This is a genomic window from Halorientalis marina, assembly GCF_023028345.1.
Classification (GTDB): Archaea; Halobacteriota; Halobacteria; order Halobacteriales; family Haloarculaceae; genus Halorientalis; species Halorientalis marina.
Genome location: NZ_CP095488.1, coordinates 178,217 through 198,339 on the forward strand (window position 1 = coordinate 178,217; position 20,123 = coordinate 198,339).

At 64.4% G+C, this 20,123-nt stretch carries 17 protein-coding genes and 2 pseudogenes; 12 read left to right on the forward strand and 7 right to left on the reverse strand.

Annotated elements, in window-relative coordinates:
* Positions 1-12: 12 nt before the first annotated feature.
* Positions 13-2,544 carry a GcvT family protein gene (locus tag MUG96_RS19830; RefSeq protein WP_246989407.1) on the reverse strand — a complete coding sequence of 844 codons (2,532 nt, stop codon included), beginning with the start codon at positions 2,542-2,544 and terminating at the stop codon, positions 13-15.
* A 376-nt stretch (positions 2,545-2,920) separates the two neighbouring features.
* Positions 2,921-3,649, reverse strand: coding sequence for a creatininase family protein (locus MUG96_RS19835; protein WP_246989408.1), 729 nt, complete (start codon positions 3,647-3,649; stop codon positions 2,921-2,923).
* Between the two features lie 78 nt (positions 3,650-3,727).
* Here MUG96_RS19835 and MUG96_RS19840 point away from each other — a divergent pair, with 78 nt between their 5' ends.
* From MUG96_RS19840 to MUG96_RS24305, 7 genes and pseudogenes are all read left to right on the forward strand, one after another.
* Positions 3,728-4,681 (forward strand): succinylglutamate desuccinylase/aspartoacylase family protein, encoded by a 954-nt coding sequence (locus tag MUG96_RS19840; protein WP_246989409.1) that lies wholly within the window; start codon positions 3,728-3,730, stop codon positions 4,679-4,681.
* 202 nt (positions 4,682-4,883) lie between these two features.
* Positions 4,884-6,005 carry a DUF8073 domain-containing protein gene (locus MUG96_RS19845; RefSeq protein ID WP_246989410.1) on the forward strand — a complete coding sequence of 374 codons (1,122 nt, stop codon included), beginning with the start codon at positions 4,884-4,886 and terminating at the stop codon, positions 6,003-6,005.
* Positions 6,006-6,064: 59 nt separating this feature from the next.
* A complete protein-coding gene (locus tag MUG96_RS19850; RefSeq protein WP_246989411.1) occupies positions 6,065-6,919 on the forward strand; it encodes a methylenetetrahydrofolate reductase in 855 nt (284 codons plus the stop codon).
* A gap of 105 nt (positions 6,920-7,024) precedes the next feature.
* Positions 7,025-8,272, forward strand: coding sequence for a serine hydroxymethyltransferase (glyA, locus tag MUG96_RS19855; protein WP_246989412.1), 1,248 nt, complete (start codon positions 7,025-7,027; stop codon positions 8,270-8,272).
* Between the two features lie 343 nt (positions 8,273-8,615).
* The gene (locus MUG96_RS19860) at positions 8,616-8,771 is read left to right on the forward strand and encodes a hypothetical protein (protein WP_246989413.1); all 156 of its coding nucleotides are present in this window, start codon (positions 8,616-8,618) and stop codon (positions 8,769-8,771) included.
* A gap of 233 nt (positions 8,772-9,004) precedes the next feature.
* Positions 9,005-9,406, forward strand: a pseudogene (locus tag MUG96_RS24300) (universal stress protein); the annotation flags it as partial.
* Positions 9,407-9,487: 81 nt separating this feature from the next.
* Positions 9,488-9,823: pseudogene (locus MUG96_RS24305) on the forward strand (universal stress protein); the annotation flags it as partial.
* Between the two features lie 126 nt (positions 9,824-9,949).
* Here MUG96_RS24305 and MUG96_RS19870 read toward each other — a convergent pair.
* Positions 9,950-11,323, reverse strand: a complete 1,374-nt coding sequence (locus MUG96_RS19870; RefSeq protein ID WP_373222134.1) for an aminomethyltransferase family protein — start codon at positions 11,321-11,323, stop codon at positions 9,950-9,952.
* Positions 11,324-11,445: 122 nt separating this feature from the next.
* Positions 11,446-11,955, reverse strand: a complete 510-nt coding sequence (locus MUG96_RS19875; RefSeq protein ID WP_246989415.1) for a dihydrofolate reductase — start codon at positions 11,953-11,955, stop codon at positions 11,446-11,448.
* A 521-nt stretch (positions 11,956-12,476) separates the two neighbouring features.
* Here MUG96_RS19875 and MUG96_RS19880 point away from each other — a divergent pair.
* Positions 12,477-12,740, forward strand: a complete 264-nt coding sequence (locus tag MUG96_RS19880) for a hypothetical protein (protein WP_246989416.1) — start codon at positions 12,477-12,479, stop codon at positions 12,738-12,740.
* A gap of 9 nt (positions 12,741-12,749) precedes the next feature.
* On the opposite strand, the gene MUG96_RS19885 is transcribed toward MUG96_RS19880, so the two are convergent.
* Complete coding sequence (locus MUG96_RS19885) at positions 12,750-13,409, reverse strand: helix-turn-helix domain-containing protein (RefSeq protein ID WP_246989417.1); 660 nt, start codon at positions 13,407-13,409, stop codon at positions 12,750-12,752.
* 202 nt (positions 13,410-13,611) lie between these two features.
* Here MUG96_RS19885 and rdfA point away from each other — a divergent pair, with 202 nt between their 5' ends.
* Complete coding sequence (rdfA, locus tag MUG96_RS19890; RefSeq protein WP_373222135.1) at positions 13,612-14,199, forward strand: rod-determining factor RdfA; 588 nt, start codon at positions 13,612-13,614, stop codon at positions 14,197-14,199.
* A 5-nt stretch (positions 14,200-14,204) separates the two neighbouring features.
* Here rdfA and MUG96_RS19895 read toward each other — a convergent pair whose 3' ends face one another.
* Positions 14,205-16,154 (reverse strand): archaea-specific SMC-related protein, encoded by a 1,950-nt coding sequence (locus tag MUG96_RS19895; RefSeq protein ID WP_246989419.1) that lies wholly within the window; start codon positions 16,152-16,154, stop codon positions 14,205-14,207.
* A gap of 306 nt (positions 16,155-16,460) precedes the next feature.
* Between MUG96_RS19895 and ddfA the strand changes: the two genes are divergently transcribed.
* The 3 genes from ddfA to MUG96_RS19910 all read left to right on the forward strand — a co-directional run bounded on the left by ddfA (position 16,461) and on the right by MUG96_RS19910 (position 19,073).
* Positions 16,461-16,751, forward strand: a complete 291-nt coding sequence (ddfA, locus tag MUG96_RS19900) for a DdfA family disk-determining factor (protein ID WP_246989420.1) — start codon at positions 16,461-16,463, stop codon at positions 16,749-16,751.
* Positions 16,752-16,926: 175 nt separating this feature from the next.
* Positions 16,927-17,064 carry a hypothetical protein gene (locus MUG96_RS19905; protein WP_246989421.1) on the forward strand — a complete coding sequence of 46 codons (138 nt, stop codon included), beginning with the start codon at positions 16,927-16,929 and terminating at the stop codon, positions 17,062-17,064.
* A gap of 767 nt (positions 17,065-17,831) precedes the next feature.
* Positions 17,832-19,073, forward strand: coding sequence for an RNA-guided endonuclease InsQ/TnpB family protein (locus tag MUG96_RS19910; protein ID WP_246989422.1), 1,242 nt, complete (start codon positions 17,832-17,834; stop codon positions 19,071-19,073).
* Between the two features lie 263 nt (positions 19,074-19,336).
* Here the strand turns inward: MUG96_RS19910 and MUG96_RS19915 are convergent, their stop codons facing one another.
* On the reverse strand, positions 19,337-19,738 hold the full coding sequence (locus MUG96_RS19915; protein WP_246989423.1) for a DUF5518 domain-containing protein: 402 nt from the start codon (positions 19,736-19,738) through the stop codon (positions 19,337-19,339).
* Positions 19,739-20,123 lie beyond the last annotated feature (385 nt).

The following is a 20,123-nucleotide window of genomic DNA, read 5'->3' on the forward strand; positions in this document are numbered from 1 at the left end:
TGTGCCTCCGTCTCACTGCCGGATCCGTTCGTTCTCGGGGTCGAACAGCGGCTTGCTGCCGACCCGCTCGACGCTGACGGGGTAGGTCTGGCCCATGTACTCCACCTCGAGATGCCGGCCCTCCTCGGCGTCGGCTTGCGGGAGGTACGCCATCAGGAGGTGCTTACCGACGGAAGGACCGGTCGCAGCGCTCGTGACGTACGAGCGCCGGCCCTCGTCGTCGACGAGCACGTCGCCGGTGTCCGGATCGAGGACGGGTTCGCCGCCGAGCATGAACCGGCGCGTCCCGCCCGCTGGCGCGTGGTCCTCGACGCCGAGCGTACAGAGGGTGGCGACGTTCTCCTCGTCGATGGCCGCGGCGTAGGCCGCCTTCCCGACGAAGTCGGCATCCTTGACGCCGTGGAAGGTCAGGCCGGCCTCGGCGGGGTCGTAGTCGAGTTCGAGTTCGTGCCCGTAGAGGCGGTAGCCCTTCTCCATACGGCCGGTCGCGCCGTAGACACCGGTACCGACCGGGCGACAGTCGTGGTCCTCGCCGGCCTCGGTCAGAGTCTCCCACAGTCGCCCGCCCACGTCCATCGGGGCGTAGATCTCCCAGCCGAGTTCGCCGACGTAGGAGATGCGGATGGCCCACGCCTCGACGTCGCCGATGGTGACGTGCTGGGCGGTGTACGGCGGGAACGCTTCGTGGGAGAGGTCCTCCTCGGTGACCGACTGGAGCATCTCGCGGGCGTTCGGTCCCCAGACGCCGACGGTACAGAGCGCCGAACTCTTGTCCTCGATGAGCACGGAGCCGTCGTCGGGCGCGTGGTCGCGGAACCACGCCTTGTCCGAACCGCTCATGCTGCCGCCGGTGATGACGCGGTAGCGGTGTTCGTCCATCCGGACCACCGTGAGGTCGGAGACGAACCCGCCGTTCTCGGCGAGGACGGCGGTGTAGACGGACTTCCCGGGGTCGACGTCCATCCGGCCGACGACCATCCGCTCCACGAACTCGGGAGCGTTCGGGCCGACCACGTCGAAGATACCGAAGCCGGTGTCGCCGATCATTCCCACGTTGTCCCGCATGTGCAGGTGTTCGGCGAGGATGATGGGCGACCACCAGCGCGAGTCCCACTCGTGGGGCCGCCGGAGGCCGTCGAGGTCGTCCGCGTATCGCTCCAGTAGGTCCTCGTTGGATTCGTACCAGCGGGGGCGCTCCCAGCCGGCCGACTCGAAGAAGCGGGCGTCGAGGTCCTGTTGCTGGCCGTAGAACGGGCTCCGACGGAGCGGGCGCGAGGACTGCCACTGTTCGGCGGGGTGGACAATGCCGTATATCTTCTGGAAGCCCTCATCGGCGCGGTTCTTGACGAACTCCCTGGAGGTGCCGTACTCGTAGAAACGGTTGATGTTCGAGGCGTGGATGTCGACGTCCGACCAGCCACGGGTCATCTGCTGGGCGAGCGCCTCTCCGACCGCGGGAGCCTCCTTGATCCAGATGGCACAGCAAGACCAGAGGCCGTCGACGTCCTGGATGCGGCCCAGGAGCGGGAAGCCGTCGGGCGTGACCGACAGCAGGCCGTCGATGGAGTGGCGCACGCCGGCGTCTGGGTCGTCGAGCACCGCCGGCATGATCTCCAGTGCGTGTTCCATCGAAGGGGCGAAAGCGTCCTCGGTCAGCGGCGGCTGGGTCGGCGAGAGCGGGGCCTCCTCGATGGACGGGATGTCCTCGACGTCCCAGAGGATGGGGCGGTGTTCGTAGGACCCGACCTCCATGTCGTTGCCGTGCGGGCGCTCGTACATCTGGGTGTCCATGTCGCGGACGACGGGGTAGTTGATCTCCCCCTCCTGTTCCTCGAAGCGCTCGATTGGGCCGACACTGATCATCTGGTGGACCGCCGGCGTCAGCGGGATGTCGACGCCGGCCATCGCGCCGATTTTCGGGCTCCAGATACCGGCCGCGATGACTACCTCGTCGGCCTGCACCGTCCCATCTTCCGTCTCGACGGCCGTGATGGCGCCGCGCTCGACGTGCAGGTCCGTGATTTCGGTGTTCGGGACCGTCGTCAGCGCCCCCTGGTCCTCGGCGCGGTTGCGCATGATTTCGCCCGCCCGGAGCGGGTCACAGGTCCCCGCGTTCGGGCTGTAAAAACCCCCTTCGATGATGTCCGTGTTGATGTAGGGTACCTTCTCCTCGACTTCCGAGACCGAGAGGACGCGGCCGTCCTCGCCCCACGCGTCGGCGGACTGAACGCGACGGTGGAGTTCGTCTATCCGTTCGTCGGTGCGGGCGACCTCAATACCGCCGCTGTTCGTGAACGTGCCGAGGTCGTCGTACTGCTCGATGCTCCGCTGTGTGAGGTGAGACAGTTCCTTCGCGTGTTCGACGGGCATGAGGAAGTTTGAGGCGTGGCCCGTCGAGCCACCGGGGTCCGGCAGGGGACCTTTATCCACGAGGAGTATGTCGTCGCGCCCCTGCTCGGCGAGGTGGTAGGCGAGGCTTTCCCCGACGATCCCCGCGCCGATGATGACTGTCTCTGCCTGCGAGGGGAGGGGCGTTCCGCTCACGCCCCCACACCTCCGTTCGTCTGTCGCTGGAAGCCACTTGTGGGGTCGACCGCGTGGCTCGTTACCAAGTGCATACGCGTGGGAGTTGGACCGAGGTGGTTGAAAAATGCCACCCACTATATTGTGGGTCCTTCAAGTGCAGGGGAGAATATCGACCCGTCTCGACGGCGTCTTTCCCGCGTTTCGACGGCCCGAGCGCACTCCGTGACCGCCCGCCGATACCGTGAAACTCGTCCTATCAACCACCAATGACGTGATGTTCGCGCCCCGATGAGTGTCGACCGCTACAGGCCTCTGCTTAACAGCAATATTGGTGTGAAAGGAGTAGCGACGTTCGACTTGCCGACGGGCAGGCCACACACGGACCCCCATCGGTCTATCGAGGTGCGGGGTCCCGCGTGGCGACGGCGTCGAGCAGGTCACACAGCGCCTCGGCGGCGCGGTCGGCGAGGGTCTCGCCGAGGTCGGCACTGCTATCGCGAGGGTCACCGACGACGCCGTTCTCGGTGAACTCGTCCGAATCGACGGCGAGGTTGACCCCGCCCTGCCAGTCGCCCCAGCGGTCACTCGCGCCCTCGGCGGCCTCGTCGAGACGGTCGGCGTGGACGGTCTCGGGGTTGGCGTGGCGGAGGAGCGAGGTCTCCAGCGGGCCGGCATGGCCCATCTCCGAACTGTGCTCGCCGACCTCGTCGAACCAGGTGAACGGGACGGCGAAGGCGCCGTCGTGGCGGACGACGCGGGCACAGACCTCCCGGAGGGCGGCGACGTTTCCGCCGTGGCCGTTGACGCAAACGACCCGGTCCCAGCCGTGGTGAGCGAGGCTGGTCACGACGTCGCGAACGTACGCCCGGAACGTGTCCTCGGTCGTCCAGAGGGTTCCGGCGAATCCACGGTGTTCCTCGGCGACACCGACGGGGACAGCGGGCGCAACGACGACGGGAGACTCGTAGCGGTCTGCGGCCAGCGCGGCGACTGCCTCTGCGTTTAGCGTGTCGGTGCCGAGCGGCGCGTGCGGACCGTGCTGTTCGGTCGAACCGACCGGGAGCAGGGCCAGGTCAGTGTCGACGGCCGCGGCGTCGGGCCAGGCCGTACTGGCGAGGTGCATACGCGACCGCAGGTAGCGACCCCGAATAAAGACACGTGCTCCGGGCCCTTTTTGCGTGTCACGCGCCGGAAACGAGGTATGGATACGCGGCCCGTCGACCACACCACCACCGACCGACGCCTCGGTCGGCTCCCGTCCGGCTCGCCGGTACACGCGACCGTCCACCAGTACGCCGGCGGCGAGGGACCGTCCGTCTACGTTCAGGCTGCCCAGCACGGCATCGAACTCAACGGGCCGGCCGCGTTGCGCCGACTGCACGGCCGACTGTGCGACACCGCCATCGCGGGAACCGTCGTCGTCGTCCCACTCGTGAACCCGTTGGCCTTCGATCACCGCTCGTACGTCGCGTCGGCCTCGCTCGACGCGTTCAACCCGAACCTGAATCGCGTGTGGCCGGGGGACGCGGACGGCACCCTCCAGGAACGGATGGCCGCAAACCTGTGGAGCCTCGTGACCGACGCCGACGCCGTCGTCGACCTGCATACGGGTACAGCCGACATGCTTGAACACGTCCGCTACGCGGCCGATGACGGGGTTGCGCGGTCGATCGCGCGGGCCTTCGGCACCGAGTACCTGTTGGCGGATCCGGGGCCCGACGACGGCGAGGACCACGCCGGCAAGTTGCGGACAGCGGCCGCTCGCGCATCGCTGCCGGCGATCACCGTCGAACTCTCGAACAGCCGGACGGTGGCCCACGAGGCAATTGAGGCCGGCGTCTCGGGCGTGACGAACGTTCTCCGGGAACTGGACGTGCTGGCCGACGCGCCGGCCGACCCGTCCGGTGGGGTGACACTCGACGGCGACACGGAACCGACGACGGCGACCACCTCCGGCCTGTTCGAGACCCGCCCCGACGTGGCGGTCGGGGACGACGTCACGGCGGGCGAAGAACTCGGCACGTTGTACTGTCCGTCATCTTTCGATCACCTCGCGACGGTCACGGCCGAGACCGACGGCGTCGTGTACTCCCTGACTCGGGAGGGCATCGTCGTCGCCGGGGAACGCCTGGCCGGCGTCGCCCCTCGGCGGTGAGTTCGAGCCGCTGGCAGCCCGAGTGCGATTCCGTGAGCGCGAGCGAGCAGGCGCGCCCCCTGGCTGGGTCGCGACCACCCTGCGCGTCGTCACGGTTGAGTACCCGTCCGCTCACTCCGGCCGCGTGTGAACCCCGTTTATTAATGGGTTGTGTATTCCCCACACATCGTTATGCCACAACGTATCATGGTTTAACGACGTCATGGACTTACAGGCCTCGTTCGGTGCCCTCTCGGAGGTCATCGAACAGTACGAATCGCGCGGTCGGTCGGTTCGGAACGTCGAGGCGACGGCGGTGGATTCGGGGGAGCGGCTCCGGTCGACGCTTTCAGTCCCGCTGTGCCTCTGTTCCTCGGCGGGCGACGACGGGTCGTCGGTTACGCCGCAGGCGGTGACGCTGACGGACGGCGAACTCCGGGTGGATTTCGACGCGGTGGAGCCAACCCTCCCGAAGACGGACGCGGCGTCGGTAACCGTGACCGACCGGAGCGTTCGCGTCGACGGCGCGGGTGAGGTCGTCCTCACCGTCGATCTCGTGGTTGGACCGACGGCGACGGACTCCGCAGCCGGGATTCGGGGGCCACTGTCGGACAGCGGGCACGAGGCGGGCACCGACACGGGCACCCGGGACGAACTGCCGGCTGGCGAGGACGACGCGGCATCGAACCCGGCCGACCAGGCGCCCGTCACCGAAACCGGTGAGTCGACACCGTCGGACGGCGGAAGCGAGGGGGCGACCGACGGCGACGCGGGAACCGACGGCCTGTCGGCAGTCCGCGACGAGTCGATCCCGCCCTATGGCGACGTGCCGTACCTGCGGCGTCTCTACGAGGTCTGTGACACGTTCGACGAGATGCGCCGCGAGATACCGATGGACGTCTCGGCCGAGACAGTCCGGCGATACATGATCGAAGCCGGTGTCCACGACCCGACCACCTACGACACCGCGAGCGAGCGCGACGACGCCGCGGCCACCGAGTCCGAACGGGAGACGTCGACCGGGTCCGACACCGAGGCGGCCGCCGACCCGCTGGCGGTTGTCCCGGACGAGCAGTTACTCGCCGACGGGATCGGCCTGCCAGCGGACCTGAGCATCGAGGATGTCGCCGACGCGGTCGTTGAGGCCGGGACGATGTACGAGGTGCGCGAGCGACTGGATATCGACCCGCGGCAGACGCGGGAACTCCTCCAGCAACTGGACCTCATCGACCTCGTCCTGCGGCGCATCGGGGACGATGCGCCGCGGGAGGTCACCCACGAGACGGTCGCGGCTCGCCTCCGCGAGTGCGCCCGGTCCGGCCCCGACACAACCACCGCTACTTAAAACCGTTTGTAGCCACACCCACAGAGAAAAGTGGACTCTGCCCCTTACTAGAGCAAAGAATGTCACAGGCCGTCACGAAATCGGACGACGGCGTCCGGCAGCTTCTCACGAGCGCCCGGTTCGAGTTGATGCCGTTCGAGAGCTTCGAGGAAGAGATTACCCACCTCCCGGAGGGCGCGACCATCGCCATCACCACCTCGCCTCAGCTCGGCATCGACAGCACAATCGAGCGGACCGAACAGGCCCGTGAGCAGGGGTTCGCGGTCTCCCCGCACATCGCCGCCCGGTACGTCGAGGACCGCGACCACCTCGACGACATCGCGAGCCGGCTGAAAGAGGCGGGCGTCGAAGACATCTTCGTCCCCGGCGGTGACCGCGAAGAGCCCGCCGGCGAGTTCGAGTCGGCCCACGACCTCCTCGTCGCGCTCGAGGACCTCGGCTACGAGTTCGAGGAGGTCGGCATCACCGGCTATCCGGAGGGGCACGACTTCCTCGACGAGGAGACGTTGGCCGAGGCGATGGAACAAAAAGCACCCCATGCCACGTACATCGTGACCCAGCTCTGTTACGACCCGGAGGCCGTCATCGAGTGGATCGAGCGGATCCGCGAGCGAGGCGTTGCCCTCCCGGTCGAGGTCGGTATCCCCGGCGTCATGAAGTACCAGCGCCTGATGCAGATCTCACAGAAGGTCGGCGTCGGCGACTCCATCGAGTTCCTCCGCAAGACCACCGGCATCCTCGGATTCGTCAGGCAACTGGTCGGCTCGCGTGGCACCTACGAGCCCGACGCGCTTGTGGACGGGCTCGGGCCGTACGCCGACGACGAGTACTACGGCCTCCGGGGTATCCACATCTACACGTTCAACCAAACGCCGGACACAGAGGCCTGGCGACACAAGCGGCTCGAGGGCTGAACGGCGCGCGAACGCCGCGGTTCCGGGAGCGAACACGACGTCTCGGCCCGGCGTCACTTTCTGCCTGCGGGGGGATTCTTGGCCGTGCGACCCCGTTGTTCTCGCATGCCCTACGAGACAGTCCGCGAGGCCGACCCAGCCGTTGCTGACGCCCTCGAAGGCGAACGCGCCCGGCAGAACGATACCTTAGCGATGATCGCCAGCGAGAACCACGTCAGCGAGGCCGTCATGGAAGCCCAGAGCTCCGAGCTCACCAACAACTACGCCGAGGGCTACCCAGGCGAGCGCTACTACGGCGGCTGTGCGTACGCGGACGAAGTCGAACAGCTCGCCATCGACCGTGCCAGGGAGCTGTGGGGAGCCGAGCACGTCAACGTCCAGCCCCACTCCGGCTCACAGGCCAACCAGGCCGTCTATTTCGCGGCGCTCGACCCAGGGGACAGGATCCTCTCACTGGATCTGACCCACGGCGGGCACCTCAGTCACGGCCACCCCGCCAATTTCGCGGGCCAGATATACGAGGTCGAACAGTACGAGGTCGACACGGAGACAGGGTACATCGACTACGAGGGCCTCCACGAGATCGCTGAGGCGTTCGACCCCGACATCATCGTCTCGGGCTACTCCGCCTACCCCCGGGAAGTGGAGTGGGACCGTATCCAGGGGACCGCCGAGGCCGTCGACGCCTACCACCTCGCGGATATCGCCCACGTCACGGGATTGGTCGCTGCGGGCGTCCACCGCTCGCCGGTCGGCATCGCCGACTTCGTGACGGGGTCGACCCACAAGACCATCCGCTCGGGCCGGGGCGGCATCATCATGTGTGACGAGGAACACGCCGACGACGTGGACTCGGCGGTCTTCCCCGGGACGCAGGGCGGCCCGGCGATGCACAACATCGCCGGGAAGGCCGTGGGCTTCGGCGAGGCGCTCGAGTCGGCCTTCGAGGACTACGCCGAACAGACGGTCGCGAACGCGGCCGCACTGGCCGCCCGCCTGCAGGACAACGGTCTCTCGCCGGTCTCCGGCGGCACGGACACCCACCTCGTGCTCGTCGATCTCCGAGACTCCCATCCCGACACGACCGGGAAGGAAGTCGAAGCGGCCCTCGAAGATGCGGGCATCGTCCTGAACGCCAACACGGTGCCGGGCGAGACGCGCTCGGCGTTCAATCCCTCCGGCATCCGCGCCGGCACGCCCGCGCTCACGACGCGCGGCTTCGACGAGACGGCCTGCCAGGAGGTGGCCGACCTCGTTGCCCGCGTCGTGGACGCACCCGCCGACGAGGGCGTCATCGCCGACGTGAGCGACCGCGTGGACGACCTGACCGACGAGTTCACGCTGTACGACTGACCGGACGGACCGCAATGAGTCCCGGGCGCGCACTCACTCGCGCTCGGCGCGGTGACCGGCCTCGTCGCAGAACGTCTCGACACGCCGTCGGAGTTTCCTAGCGCATCTCGGTGCAGCCGAGCGAGTCGGTTAGCTTTCGGACAACCGTCTGGCAGGTCTGGAACCGTTCGGTCGCGACTGTCTCGGGGTCGACGATGTTGAACTCCCCCTAGTAACCGGGTCGTCCTCGTCGGCATCGAGTGTTCGGACAGAACGGGGACGGACTGTCCGGCTCGGAAGTGGTTCTATACCGGACCGGTAAAGATAAATTACCACGACTGAATACCTCTAGCATGGGTGCACAATGGGGTTTCGAAGTAAACTGTACGACCGCCTGACGTGGGACGACTACGAGCGTCCGTTCGGGTGTCTGGAGTGTGGGGCGCGGCTGGACGTCGTCTATCACACCTGCCCGAAGTGTGGCAGTTTCGCGATCGAGCGGCGGACGCCGCCCGTTTGACTGCCGGCGCGCCACTGGGTATCAGCCCGGCCCGTGGGCGTGACACGGCAGGCACACCGGTCGTGTGAGACCGCAGTGAGACGGGGCAAGGCGGCCGAGTCCGGCCGGGAAGTCCGTTCGAGTGGGCTGCATCGGGACCACGAAGGCGGTGCGGGCCAGTCCGGCGGGCGGTTCTCACGCGGCTGGAACGGGGGCGTAGATATATGCCGTTCCATGGGAGACTTTGACACGGGATGTACAGGGTGCTTATTCCAGTCGACGAAGAGGAGAATCGAGCGGTAGACCAGGCGAGATACGTTACCAGCCTCCCGAACGCGGCGGCGGAGGTGACGGCGACTGTACTCTACGTGGTCCCGCCCGGGGAACTCGACACGGCGGACGAGGTGGCGTTCTCGGAGGTCGACTCGGCGGTCGCGGTAGCCGAATTGCTCGAAGAGCACGACGTGTCGGTGGAGCGCGTCGTCGAGGACGGCGGTGTCTCGGAGGAGATCGTTCGCACGGTGGACGAACTCGACAGTCACGAAGTCGTGATGGGCGGGCGGAAACGCTCGGGTGTCGCGCAGGTACTGCTCGGCAGTACCACCCAGGACGTGTTTCTCTCGACCGAGCGACCGGTGACCGTCACGGGGACGGGAACGGTATTCAGCGACGACCGTCGGCGGGTCCTGCTTCCCGTCGACAGGGACCCGGACCGAGCGCGTCAGCAGGCGGAGTACGTGGCCGGGCTCCCCGACGCCACGGAGACCGTCGAGGCGACGGTACTGTACGTGTTCCCACACCAGGATTACGCCGGTGCACCGGACCACGAGTTCGAGGAGATCGAGGCAGCCGTCGAGGCGGCCGCGTATCTCGAAGAGCAGGGCGTGACCGTCGAACGCGTCGCGACGGGCGGGGAGGTCGCCAGGACGGTGCTGGACGCCGCCGACGAGCGCGAGGTCGACGGAATCGTGGTGGGAGGCCGCAAACGGTCGGGCGTCCAGAAGGTGGTCATGGGGAGCACTGCACAGGACATCATCCTCTCGGCAGAGCGGCCGGTCACACTGACTGGGTGAATCCGACGACGCGTCGCTGGCCGGTCGACGACGGAGGGCGGGGACACGAGAACGGACGTCGGAAACGGTCGAAACCGTCGCGGCAGGAACGGGAGTGGTGATGGCGAGTTCGGGGGCGCTGTGTCCTCAGTCGTTGCCGGACTCGGCCTCCTGTTTGGCGCCGAGTTTGGCCTGCTCGCGGGCGCTCGGGTTGACCGACTCCTTGAACGGCACCTTCGCGGTGGTCGCGAAGACCGGTTCACCCGGTTCCTCCGCGTACTCGTCGGGGAGATGGACCTGGAACTCCAGGTCGAGCTCCTCGTCGTAAACCGCGTCGTTGAGCGGCACGTCGGTCTCCGCCTCGATCATCTCGGCGGGGACGAAGCCCATGCCGATGTTGGTCTCGAGGTCGGGGTTGTACCACGGCGAGGTGAGATAGCCACACTCCTCGCCCGTCTCGGGGTCCGAGATGAGCCAGAAGTCGGGCGCGTAGTCACGGATCGGCTCGCCGGCCATCTTCAGCCCGATGAGCTTGAGCTCGAACGGATAGTCACCGTTCTCGATCTTCTCTTTCTGCGCTTCGAGTGCCTCCTTGCCGATGTAGTCGGCGTCCTTGTCGTCGGGCACCTGGTAGCCGAGGTTGACCTGGAACGGCGAGGTCTCGTGGTCGAGATCCTGCCCCCAGGACATGATGCCAGCCGCGATGCGGCGGTGGTGCCCGGGCGCGATCTGCATCCCGCCGTGGTCGACGACGGCGTCGTGGACCGGGTCCCAGACGCGCTCGCCGTACTTGTTGGCTTCCTTGACGTAGACCTCGAAGCCCTCCTCGCCGGAGAAGCCGGTCTGGCTGACCAGACAGTCGACCCCGTTGATCTCGGCCTCCATCAGGCCGTAGTAGGGGATCTCCTTGACCTCCTCGCCGACGACGTCGACCATGACGTCCAGGGCGAGGGGCCCCTGAATCTGCATGGGGGCAACGTCGATCTCGTCGATCTCCACGTCGAAATCCATGCCGACGTTGACGCCCTGGAGCCACTGCATGAGCGTGGAGTCGGAGATGGAGAACCAGAACTCGTCTTCCGCGGGGCGCAGGAGCACGGGATCGTTCAGCACGCCGCCGTCCTCGTTACAGAGGATGACGTACTTCCCGTTCATCGGTTCGATCTGGCTCACGTCGCGGGTGACGACGTAGTTCGTCAGGGCCTCGGCGTCCGGTCCCTTGACGCGAATCTGGCGCTCGACGGCGACGTCCCAGATGGTGACTTTCTCGGTCAGTGCCTCGTACTCCTTCATCGCCCCGCCGTCTTCCGGCTCGACGAGCCCGCGCGGATGATAGAGACGGTTGTACACGGTACAGCGCCACGCGCCGTTCTCGTCGAAGGACTTGTGAAAGAACGGCGATTTACGGACGCGCGTCGAGACCAGCATCTCGATTCCGGGGTCCCCGGTCTGGCGGAGATTCCGGGGCACGACCCGGTCGGATTGGTCGACACTCGGATAGTTCGGATGGTCGTCTGACATTCCTATGCAACATGATGGCATATACCATTAAATGAACACGCTTAGCACTACTGGCATTTATTTGCGGTCGACTATTTGATCGGATGTTAGTACGGACACATTTCTGTTGGACCCGGAGCCCGTCACTCACGCTCGCCCCGGGCCGGCGTCTCCGTGCGATGGTACCGGACGATGTCGAATGCATTGCCTGCCTCGCGCTCGCTCTCTACCCAGCGGTCCCAGGCGACCGCAGGAAAGGTTGTGTCGCCCGCGACGGACTCGTCGAGTTCGGTCAGGAGCAGTTCGTCGGCCACCGGGAGGAACGTCTCGTAGACCGACGCCCCGCCGGCAACGTAGGCCGTCGTCGCGCCGGTCGCGGCCGCCGCCTCGATCGCCGCCGCGCGCGAATCGACCGCCGTCACGTCCCCGTCGAACCGGGCCGGGTCGCTCGTGAGCACCACGGTGTCCCGGTCGGGAAGCGGCCCGCCCAGTCGCTCCCGGATCGCCTCGAACGTCACTCGCCCCAGGATGACCGGGTGGCCGGTCGTCGTCTCCCGGAAGTGATCGAGGTCTGCCGGGTAGTGCCACGGCATCTCCCCGTCCGCACCGATGACGCCGTTCGCCGCGATGGCCGCGATCATCACCAGTCGCATCCAGTCGCCACGAACTACTCGACGGGTATTAAACACCGGCACCGCGACGGCCCGGACCCGTGGGCTACCAGCGGACGGCTAATCATAATTCGATTCCTGTTATATCTTTATTAAAGTAAGATACAGTATATTACCTCAGCGAGCCAGTACCTGCTCGGTGACGATGGTCGTTGCGGCCAACCTGAAACACCGGGTATCGGTTCGCGACCCGTTTTCGTACATTCTATGGGCGCAGAAGGTGGCACTACGCTGTCTTACTGGCTCCCACGGTGTTGCGCGGTCGATGGTGCTGTATTACGTCCTTACGGCCCGAAACGCTCCGGTCCAGGTTACGACGAGGAGGAGAAGACGGTGAACAACCCAACCCTACTCTGGGGATCGTCTCGAGGCGTATTCTCACGCATTCCTTTCAAATATATTTGTATCCTTTATTTTTTATCTTTTGGAGCGATGCCCGTTGACACGAGAGGTGGTAGCCAGTATCGCGCGTCATTTATACTGCTCTGGTTGTAACTACTGCTATGGGTACGGTCTCGATTGGGCCCGGTCCGGACGCCGCCCGCGCGTTTCGCCTCGGGATGATCACCGGGGCGATCGTCGGACTCTTAGCGCTGGGCGGCCTCTACTGGGCAGAGATGATCGCGCCGGTCGTCGCTGGGTACGCGCTCGTCGCGCTGTTCCCGATCTACCTCGTGTTCGTCGCGGTGATCCTCAGCCGGTGGCTCGGCTACGACAAGGACGCCACGTCGCTCCGGCCCGTGTACCGCTCGAAGAACTCGGACTGAGAACCGGGGCTAATCGTCCGGTCTGTTCTCGGCGATGGTCGCCGCGATGAGGTTGCGCATCCCGCGCCGCAGTCGTCCACTGATAGCTGTCGACGACAGCCCCATCTCGTCTGCCACCTCGTCGAGCGATTTCTCCCGCGGTTCGCTAAAGTAGCCCCGCCTGTAGGCGGTGTTCAGCGCCGTCCGCTGTTCGTCGGTGAGGCCGTAGGAGCCCTCCCCACCTGCGTCCTCGTTCCCGTATATCTCGATGATGTCGAGGGAGATATCGTGTTCCCGTGCGTACTCCCAGACCGTGTTGAGCGCCGCCCGATCAGGGAGTAGCAGGCGGACCAGCCACCCGTGCCCTCTCGTTTCGGTATGGATGAGAAACCCGTTCACTTCGGTCACGATCGGACTGATGAGTTTCGTATCCGGCGTGTGTTCGATGTAGTAGACGCCGGTTCCATCGGTCCAGTCGACGAGGTCGTACGACGCCACCGTCGGGTCCGAGTCGAGTATTTCCTCGAGGGCCTCGCGGTCGTCGTACTCGATGAGGAAGGGGAACGCCGTCACTCCGGGCATGGTCGTCCCCTGTGTGATGACCCTGATGTCGACCTCTTCGAGAGCCCGAATCGTCGGAACGAGCGCGAGGTGGTCGTGCTGGATGTGGAGTTTCGCTGTGATGGACATGGCGGCTTGCGCCGGGTCGGTCGCCAGCGACAGCCGCCCCCCGGCGGCGACCCATCGCGGCCCGCTCCCGTGATTGATTGCATGGATACACTTTAGCGACCTACATTAGTTTTTGTGTTGGGGAGACGATAATTGTGCGCGGGTCGAGTCGTGCCTTCGGTTGCGTGCGGTTAATGAACCGGGCCGCGTTACCGCCGTTAGGATGTCCGGCGACACTGGCTGTAAGGTCGATCGCGTCTGCGAGCGGTGGGATTTGACGATGGGCGACGAACTCCGCGAGCGGTGGAGAGGCGGCGAGAGCCTGCGCGAGCTCGAAACCGTCTTCAACGAGGCCGTCCTCCGAGCGGCCCTACAGTCGGCCGATGCGGACGTCATCGACGGCGAAGCGGCGAACCTCTACCGACTCCTGACCGACGACTCCGTCAGCGCCGGGCAACGCGTCGACGCCGAGGCACGCCTCCGCCGGGCCGGTCTCGACCCGACCGCAGTCACCGACGACTTCGTGAGCTACGGCACCGTCAGGACGCACCTGAACGAGTGTCTCGGCATCGAGACGACACGCGACACCCGGCTCGACCCCGACGAAGGACGCACCACCGTCCTCAAACTCCTCTCGCGAACGGAGTCGGTCACCGAGCGGACGATAGCACGGCTCACCGACCAGGGAGCGCTGACTATTCCGGCACCGTCGGTCACGCTCAGCCTCCGGGTGGCTTGTGATCAGTGTGGTGACGAGTACTCCTTCTCACAGCTCCTGTCCCGTGGCGGCTGTTCCTGCGGGGCGGACTGAGCCGGTTACGGGTCTGCGGCGATGGAGGCGGTCGAGACGACCGCGTAGTCGTCGGCCAGCACCGCCCGCTCCTCGGGGAGCACGGCCGCGACGACGTAGCGCGCGTGCTGGGCAAAGTGCTCGACGAGGCCGCGGATACGGTCAGCGTCGAACATTTCGACGGCGTCGACGACGACGAACGGGACCGTTTCGTCCACGTCGTGGGCGAGGTAACCCGCGAGCGCGACGACCAGCCCGATGACCTCCCGCTCGCTTTTGCTCAGGTTGTCCACGGTGTCGTCGTAGGCCCGCCCGTCCTCGGTCCGCCTGACGACGTGGAGGTCGAAGTCGGTCTCCGGTGACGCCCCGTTGCCGGCGACCCGTCGCTCGATCCAGACCCGTTCGATGGCGTCGTATCCGAGGGCGTCGAGGACCTCCTGCATCTGTTCGTTGAACGTCGCGACCAGCGTCCGTTCGATCTCGTCGATGCGCTCGCGTTGCTCGCGGAGGGCGTCGGCGACCGACGACCGCTCGTCCTCGATTTCGGGGCGCTCGTCGAGGGCCGCTTCGATGTCGGCGATCTCCGACTCGACGCGCTCCAGGTCGTTCGAGAGGGTGCCGCGCTCGTACTCCAGGTCACCGACCGTCTCGTACCACTCCGCGAGCCGGTCCGTCTCGTCTTCGGGCTCCGTGGCCCGTTCCTGGAGTGTCGCGATCTCCGACTCCAGGTCGGCCCGCCGCTCCCGGAGGTCGGCCAGGGTCTCGCGGCGCTCCTCGATCTCAGTCTCGATGCGGTCGCGGCGGTCCGCGAGGTCGTCGAGTTCCGCCTGCCGCGTTTCGATGTCGCGTTTCCGCTCGGTCAACACCTGAATGCGTTCAGTGACCGTGTCGCGCTGGTTGCGCTTCTCTTTGAGTATCTCGCGGACGGTCTCGACCTGTTCGGCGATCTGAGCACGCTCGACTGTGCTGCCGCAGGTCCAGCAGGTGATCGACTGCGAGGACGGGTCCAACTCCGAGACCACGTCGTCGGCCGTCATGCGGTCCGGGACTGCGGCTCCCTCGTCGAGGAGCCCGGTGTTCATCTCGACGATCGGGGACAGCGCGTTGATCGTCGAGGTGAGTTGCTGTTTCTGCCCGTGGAGCGTCGACAGTTCGTCCTCGATGTCCGTGATGGTCGTCTCCTCGTCGCCACCGCGGAGGTCGGCCAATCGTTCGGTGACCTCCTCGAGTTCGTCCTCCAGAGACGCCAGGGCCTCCTCGTTGGTACGGATGCGAGACTGGAGGTCGTTTCGCTCCGAGCGCTTCTCGGTCAGTTCCGTGGCCGCCTCGTCGTCGGTCGCCTCCGCTTCAGCCTCCAGTTCTTCGATGCGCTCGCGGTGATCGCGGAGGTCCGCGGTGACCGCGTCGATGTCGTCTTCGAGCGATTCCCGACGGCTCCGGAGTCCGGGGAGGCGCTCCTCCATCCGGTCGAGTTCGTCGAGGCGTTCGTCAAGCGACCGTTTCTCGGCGGTCAGTCGGCTAATTTCGGCCTCTATCTCCTCGGTGTCGACCGGACGCATCAGGAGGTCGTAGAGGTCACCGTCGGTCACCACCGCCTGCCGGATGGGGTTGGTCTCGGTCAGCGCGACGAACAGGTCACAGCAGTCACTGGCAGTGGCGTACGGGTCGGCGTCGACAGCGACCGTTTCGCCGTCCTGCCGTGTGAGGGACAGCGAGTGCGCCGCCCCGTCGAGGTCGAGCTGGACCGAACCGCTGTCGGCGTCGCTCTTGAGCGGCGGCACAGGCCCGCCGAGGACACCGGCGAGCGCGCGGAGCAGCGATGACTTGTTCGACGCGTTCCGCCCGGCGACGAGGGTGACACCACGCGAAAGCGGAACCGACGCCTCGGCGATGCCGCCGACGTTCGCGACCCGTAACCGGCCTTTCACCTCTCCGTCGTCGGTCGGTGCCGACGTTGCGGTATCGTTCTCTGTCATGAGTCGTGTCTGCTGGTTGCGACGGCCACGTGTCGAGCGGACCCAGCCGGTGCGGTGTCGGAACGGCCCACAGGCCCACACACCGGGATACGTCGCTGTGCACGGCTTGAGGCCCCGCACACGTGCCGTCGTTCCGTCCGCGGACGGTTCGGCCTGGAGTCCGGCCGCCCGGACCGCACGCGGACGACGTCACGGCCAACGGGCGACCCCTCCAGAAGCTACGTAGAAGGTCCGGACGACCGGATAAAAAGATGTTGAATATTACAGGCGAATTGGAATATAGAATCCCGTCTCATATTATGTGATATGGCAACAGCCATCACTGACGGGGAGGACGGGGTTACACACAACCTCGTACACGAGTGGGGCGGGGAAACCGCCGTGAGCGAGCGGATCGTCAGCGCCATCGCCGGATTCGAGGGGGAAGACCCCGCGTCACTCCCGGCGCTGTCAGAGAGCATCAATCCGGCCGCATTGGACGCGCTCTTCGATCTTGGTTCCGACGGAACCGTCCGACCGGCCTGTGTCACCTTCTCCTACTGCGGGTACACGATCGTCGTACAGAGTACCGGCCGCGTACTGCTCCGCGAAGACTGACACGTCGACCCACCCTCCTAACAGCCCCGAACGCGAACTCGACGACATACCGTGAATCCTACCCGTGGTACGGCTTGACAAACATACACGAAATCTTATCTTTTCACCCCTATTTATATACGCGGTATAGTACGCACGAAGGTTTATTCGGTTTCGAGTAGTATGTACAATCGAGATGGAAGACGAACCTTCGACGGCGTTCTACCTGCCGGCAGTCGCTCCCGAACCGGACTTCAGTCGCATCGGCGAGGTCATCAGTGACCTCCTTGACTACCACGGTGTCGTCCTGATCCCCGACACATACAACCAGTAACGACCGGACCGACGCCCCCTATTTTTATTAGGAATTACTGTTCGAAATCGTATATACCTGGCAGCTGTACAAGATCTTGACACTCGTGGGCACCGAAGTCGGTACCCCCACGGCGGCCGGTCGAGGGGTGCCAGTTGGGGGCTCACTGCCAGGGTTGACGATCCCGCTGTCCTTGTAGGAGAGTGTCACCACCCAGTCTTCGCCGGGTGTCTCTCCGCACAGTCGGGCACGACGGATACACCCACAGACACGTGCACGGCTCATGAGCCCCCTCCGCCGACTGACGGGGCAACCTCACCGCGTTCGTATCCTGATCGGCCATCGGAACTCACGGCGGAAACCGTTGAGAAGTTTCTCACGGCGTACGAGACTGCATACCAGTACAACGACGCACTCGCCGCCAACCCGAATAAAATCGGACGAACAAACGGGATTACAGTCAGAATCCAATCCGTCTCAGTTACGTCAGAACCCGACGGGTTCACCGCCACCGTGAGCGGGCAATTTCAGTCGGATATCATCGACGCGGAACCCTCGACAACGACGCCGGAGACACCGACGGAGACGCCCCTCCCGATGGGACATGGACCGATCGAGGCTTCGTACACGGTAACCGAGCGGAAGCTAAGCCGCGAAAGTACCGTCCGTGAGTGCTGGTAACTTTATCAGCGGACAAGGCGAATACCCCGAGGCTTGACCTCGGGGATGAAGCCGACAACTCGTGATACAAACCATTAAGTTGAAACACGTCTAATCAAGAGACAGCGATGGAACACAGTCACCGCTACCACGCCTACCCAACAGGAGAGGTAGCGGAGGGACTGGAACACCATCTAAATGTTCATCGCCAACTCTACAACCACGTCCGCTGGGACGACGAGAACAGTCCAGAGGACGATAAGCCGAGTGAGTACGACCAGAACAACAAACTCCCTGAGTGGAAACGCAGGTGGCCCGTCTTCAGTGAACTGCACTCGAAGGCCGCCCAAGCCACCGTTGCACGCATCCATCGAAACCTCTCGAATCTTCGCAAAAAGAAAGAGAAGGGGTACAACGTTGGTCAGCTCAAACGGCAATCACCCACCGACTACCGAAGCGTGGCGTACAACCAGTCCGGTTTCGACCTCGATGAAAAGAGGGGCCGTGACAGGTATGCGTACGTCCGCTTCAGCAAAATCGGCTGGGTCAAAATCCGTTACCACCGCCCGATTCCCGACCACGCCATCATCAAAGAAGTCACGTTCAAGAAGGAACGGACTGGCGAGTGGTTCGTCACATTTGGTCTGGAAACTGATGAGGCTGACCTGCCCGAGAAACCCGATGTAGACTCGCTGGACGCGAGCAACAGCGTTGGTATCGACCTCGGAATACTCAATTACATCCACACAAGCGACGGCCACACCGTGGATTGGCTCGACCTCGAAGACGAATACGACCGACTCCGACGAGAACAACGCAAACTCTCACGGAAAGAGAAGGGGTCGAGCAACTACGAGAAACAACGTCTGAAGGTCGCCAAGGTCAAACGCCACATCAAGCGGAAGATGCTGGACTACCAGCACAAGATTACGACGTGGCTCGTCCGCGAGTACGACGCCGTATTCGTGGAAGACTTGGACGTGAAGGGGATGCTCGAACAGTCGCAGAACGCTCGGAACAAGCAGGATGCAGCGTGGCGACAATTCATCACCCTCCTCGAATACAAAGCCGACCTGTACGGATGCCACGTCAAACAGGTTGAAGCACGAGGCACCACGAAAGAGTGTGCGCCGTGTGGTGTGGAGACGGCGAAGCCCATCTGGGTGCGGGAACACTCCTGTCCGTCGTGCGGATTCGAGACGGATAGAGATGCGAACGCAGCGATGAACGTCCTACAACGCGGCTTTTCTGAACTAGGGCTGGGATGGCCCGAAGACACGCCCGTTGAGACTGTGACCGCTACGGACACGACTCATTTCGAGTCCGTGTCTGCAAGTCACGTCGTAGAAACGGGAAGCCTCGGGGCTTGACCCCGAGGCGATTCACCAGGACCTGCCAAGTTGCTACATACGCGCCTTCTATCTTGCATGCTCCGATCTAATCTATTGTGGTACTGTCAGTTAGCGCCTGATGGATTCAGAGTGTCAACGTATCGCTGAAGCTTCGACCAGAGTTCGTTGATGTTCAGGTGGCTCTGATGCATAGACTGCGCGTACCCTACACCGCCAAACCCGATCTGTCTGATCCGCTCCATTGAGGACGGAAATTTGGACGGGCTGTTCGTCGTGGGCATCTATTGTGGAGCAAAGGTGTTCGCCACCCAGCCACCGACACGACCGAAGACCAACCCGAATACGGGCGATATGCACAGCACTACCCCGCCGGCAAAGACGAAGAACGCGAGTCTGGACGCCGACCAAGTCGCTGTCAGAGCTTCCGTAAAAACATACGTGAGAACTGCGATAACGCCACCGAGGAATCCAGCGCGGAGACCGGCCGCACTCGGAGCCGTCGAACGGCCGGCTGCGATAGCTCCAGCAACCGACGCTCCGATTATCATTACCGCACCAGCAATGGTCGATTCAGAGTTCGGTAGCCAATTCATCACAGCAGCGGCAGGTAGTGAAGCTCCTACACCGAGAATCGTAATCCGCCACACCTGAGGAATGCTACGAGTTTGGAGGGTTAGAGACATATCCAACCTAACAACGTACACAGCGCAGTCATCTAATCTTTGCAGAGTCGAGCGGCGGTTTGGCTTGACCACAGGGGTTCATATAACCTATCAAACGTATAGAACGAATCGGAGTGCCTATGAGTTGGCTGTGAATGATTCGACTTTGTAGAATGACCATCCGATTATCGAGAACGCCACAATAGTGCCAATCGCTGCGGGAATCGCGTCACCCGACCCCCACGACCACCCGAAAAACAGGTAGCCGACGATAGCGATCAGCGCTACGGTAGCCCCGATCATCCTGACCGCCGGTGAGTCCGAGCGTCCTCCTCCGGGCATATCCAATTGTTATGTATCCATGTATATAACTCCGCGACCAGTTTTGCGGGGACTGAAACACCGG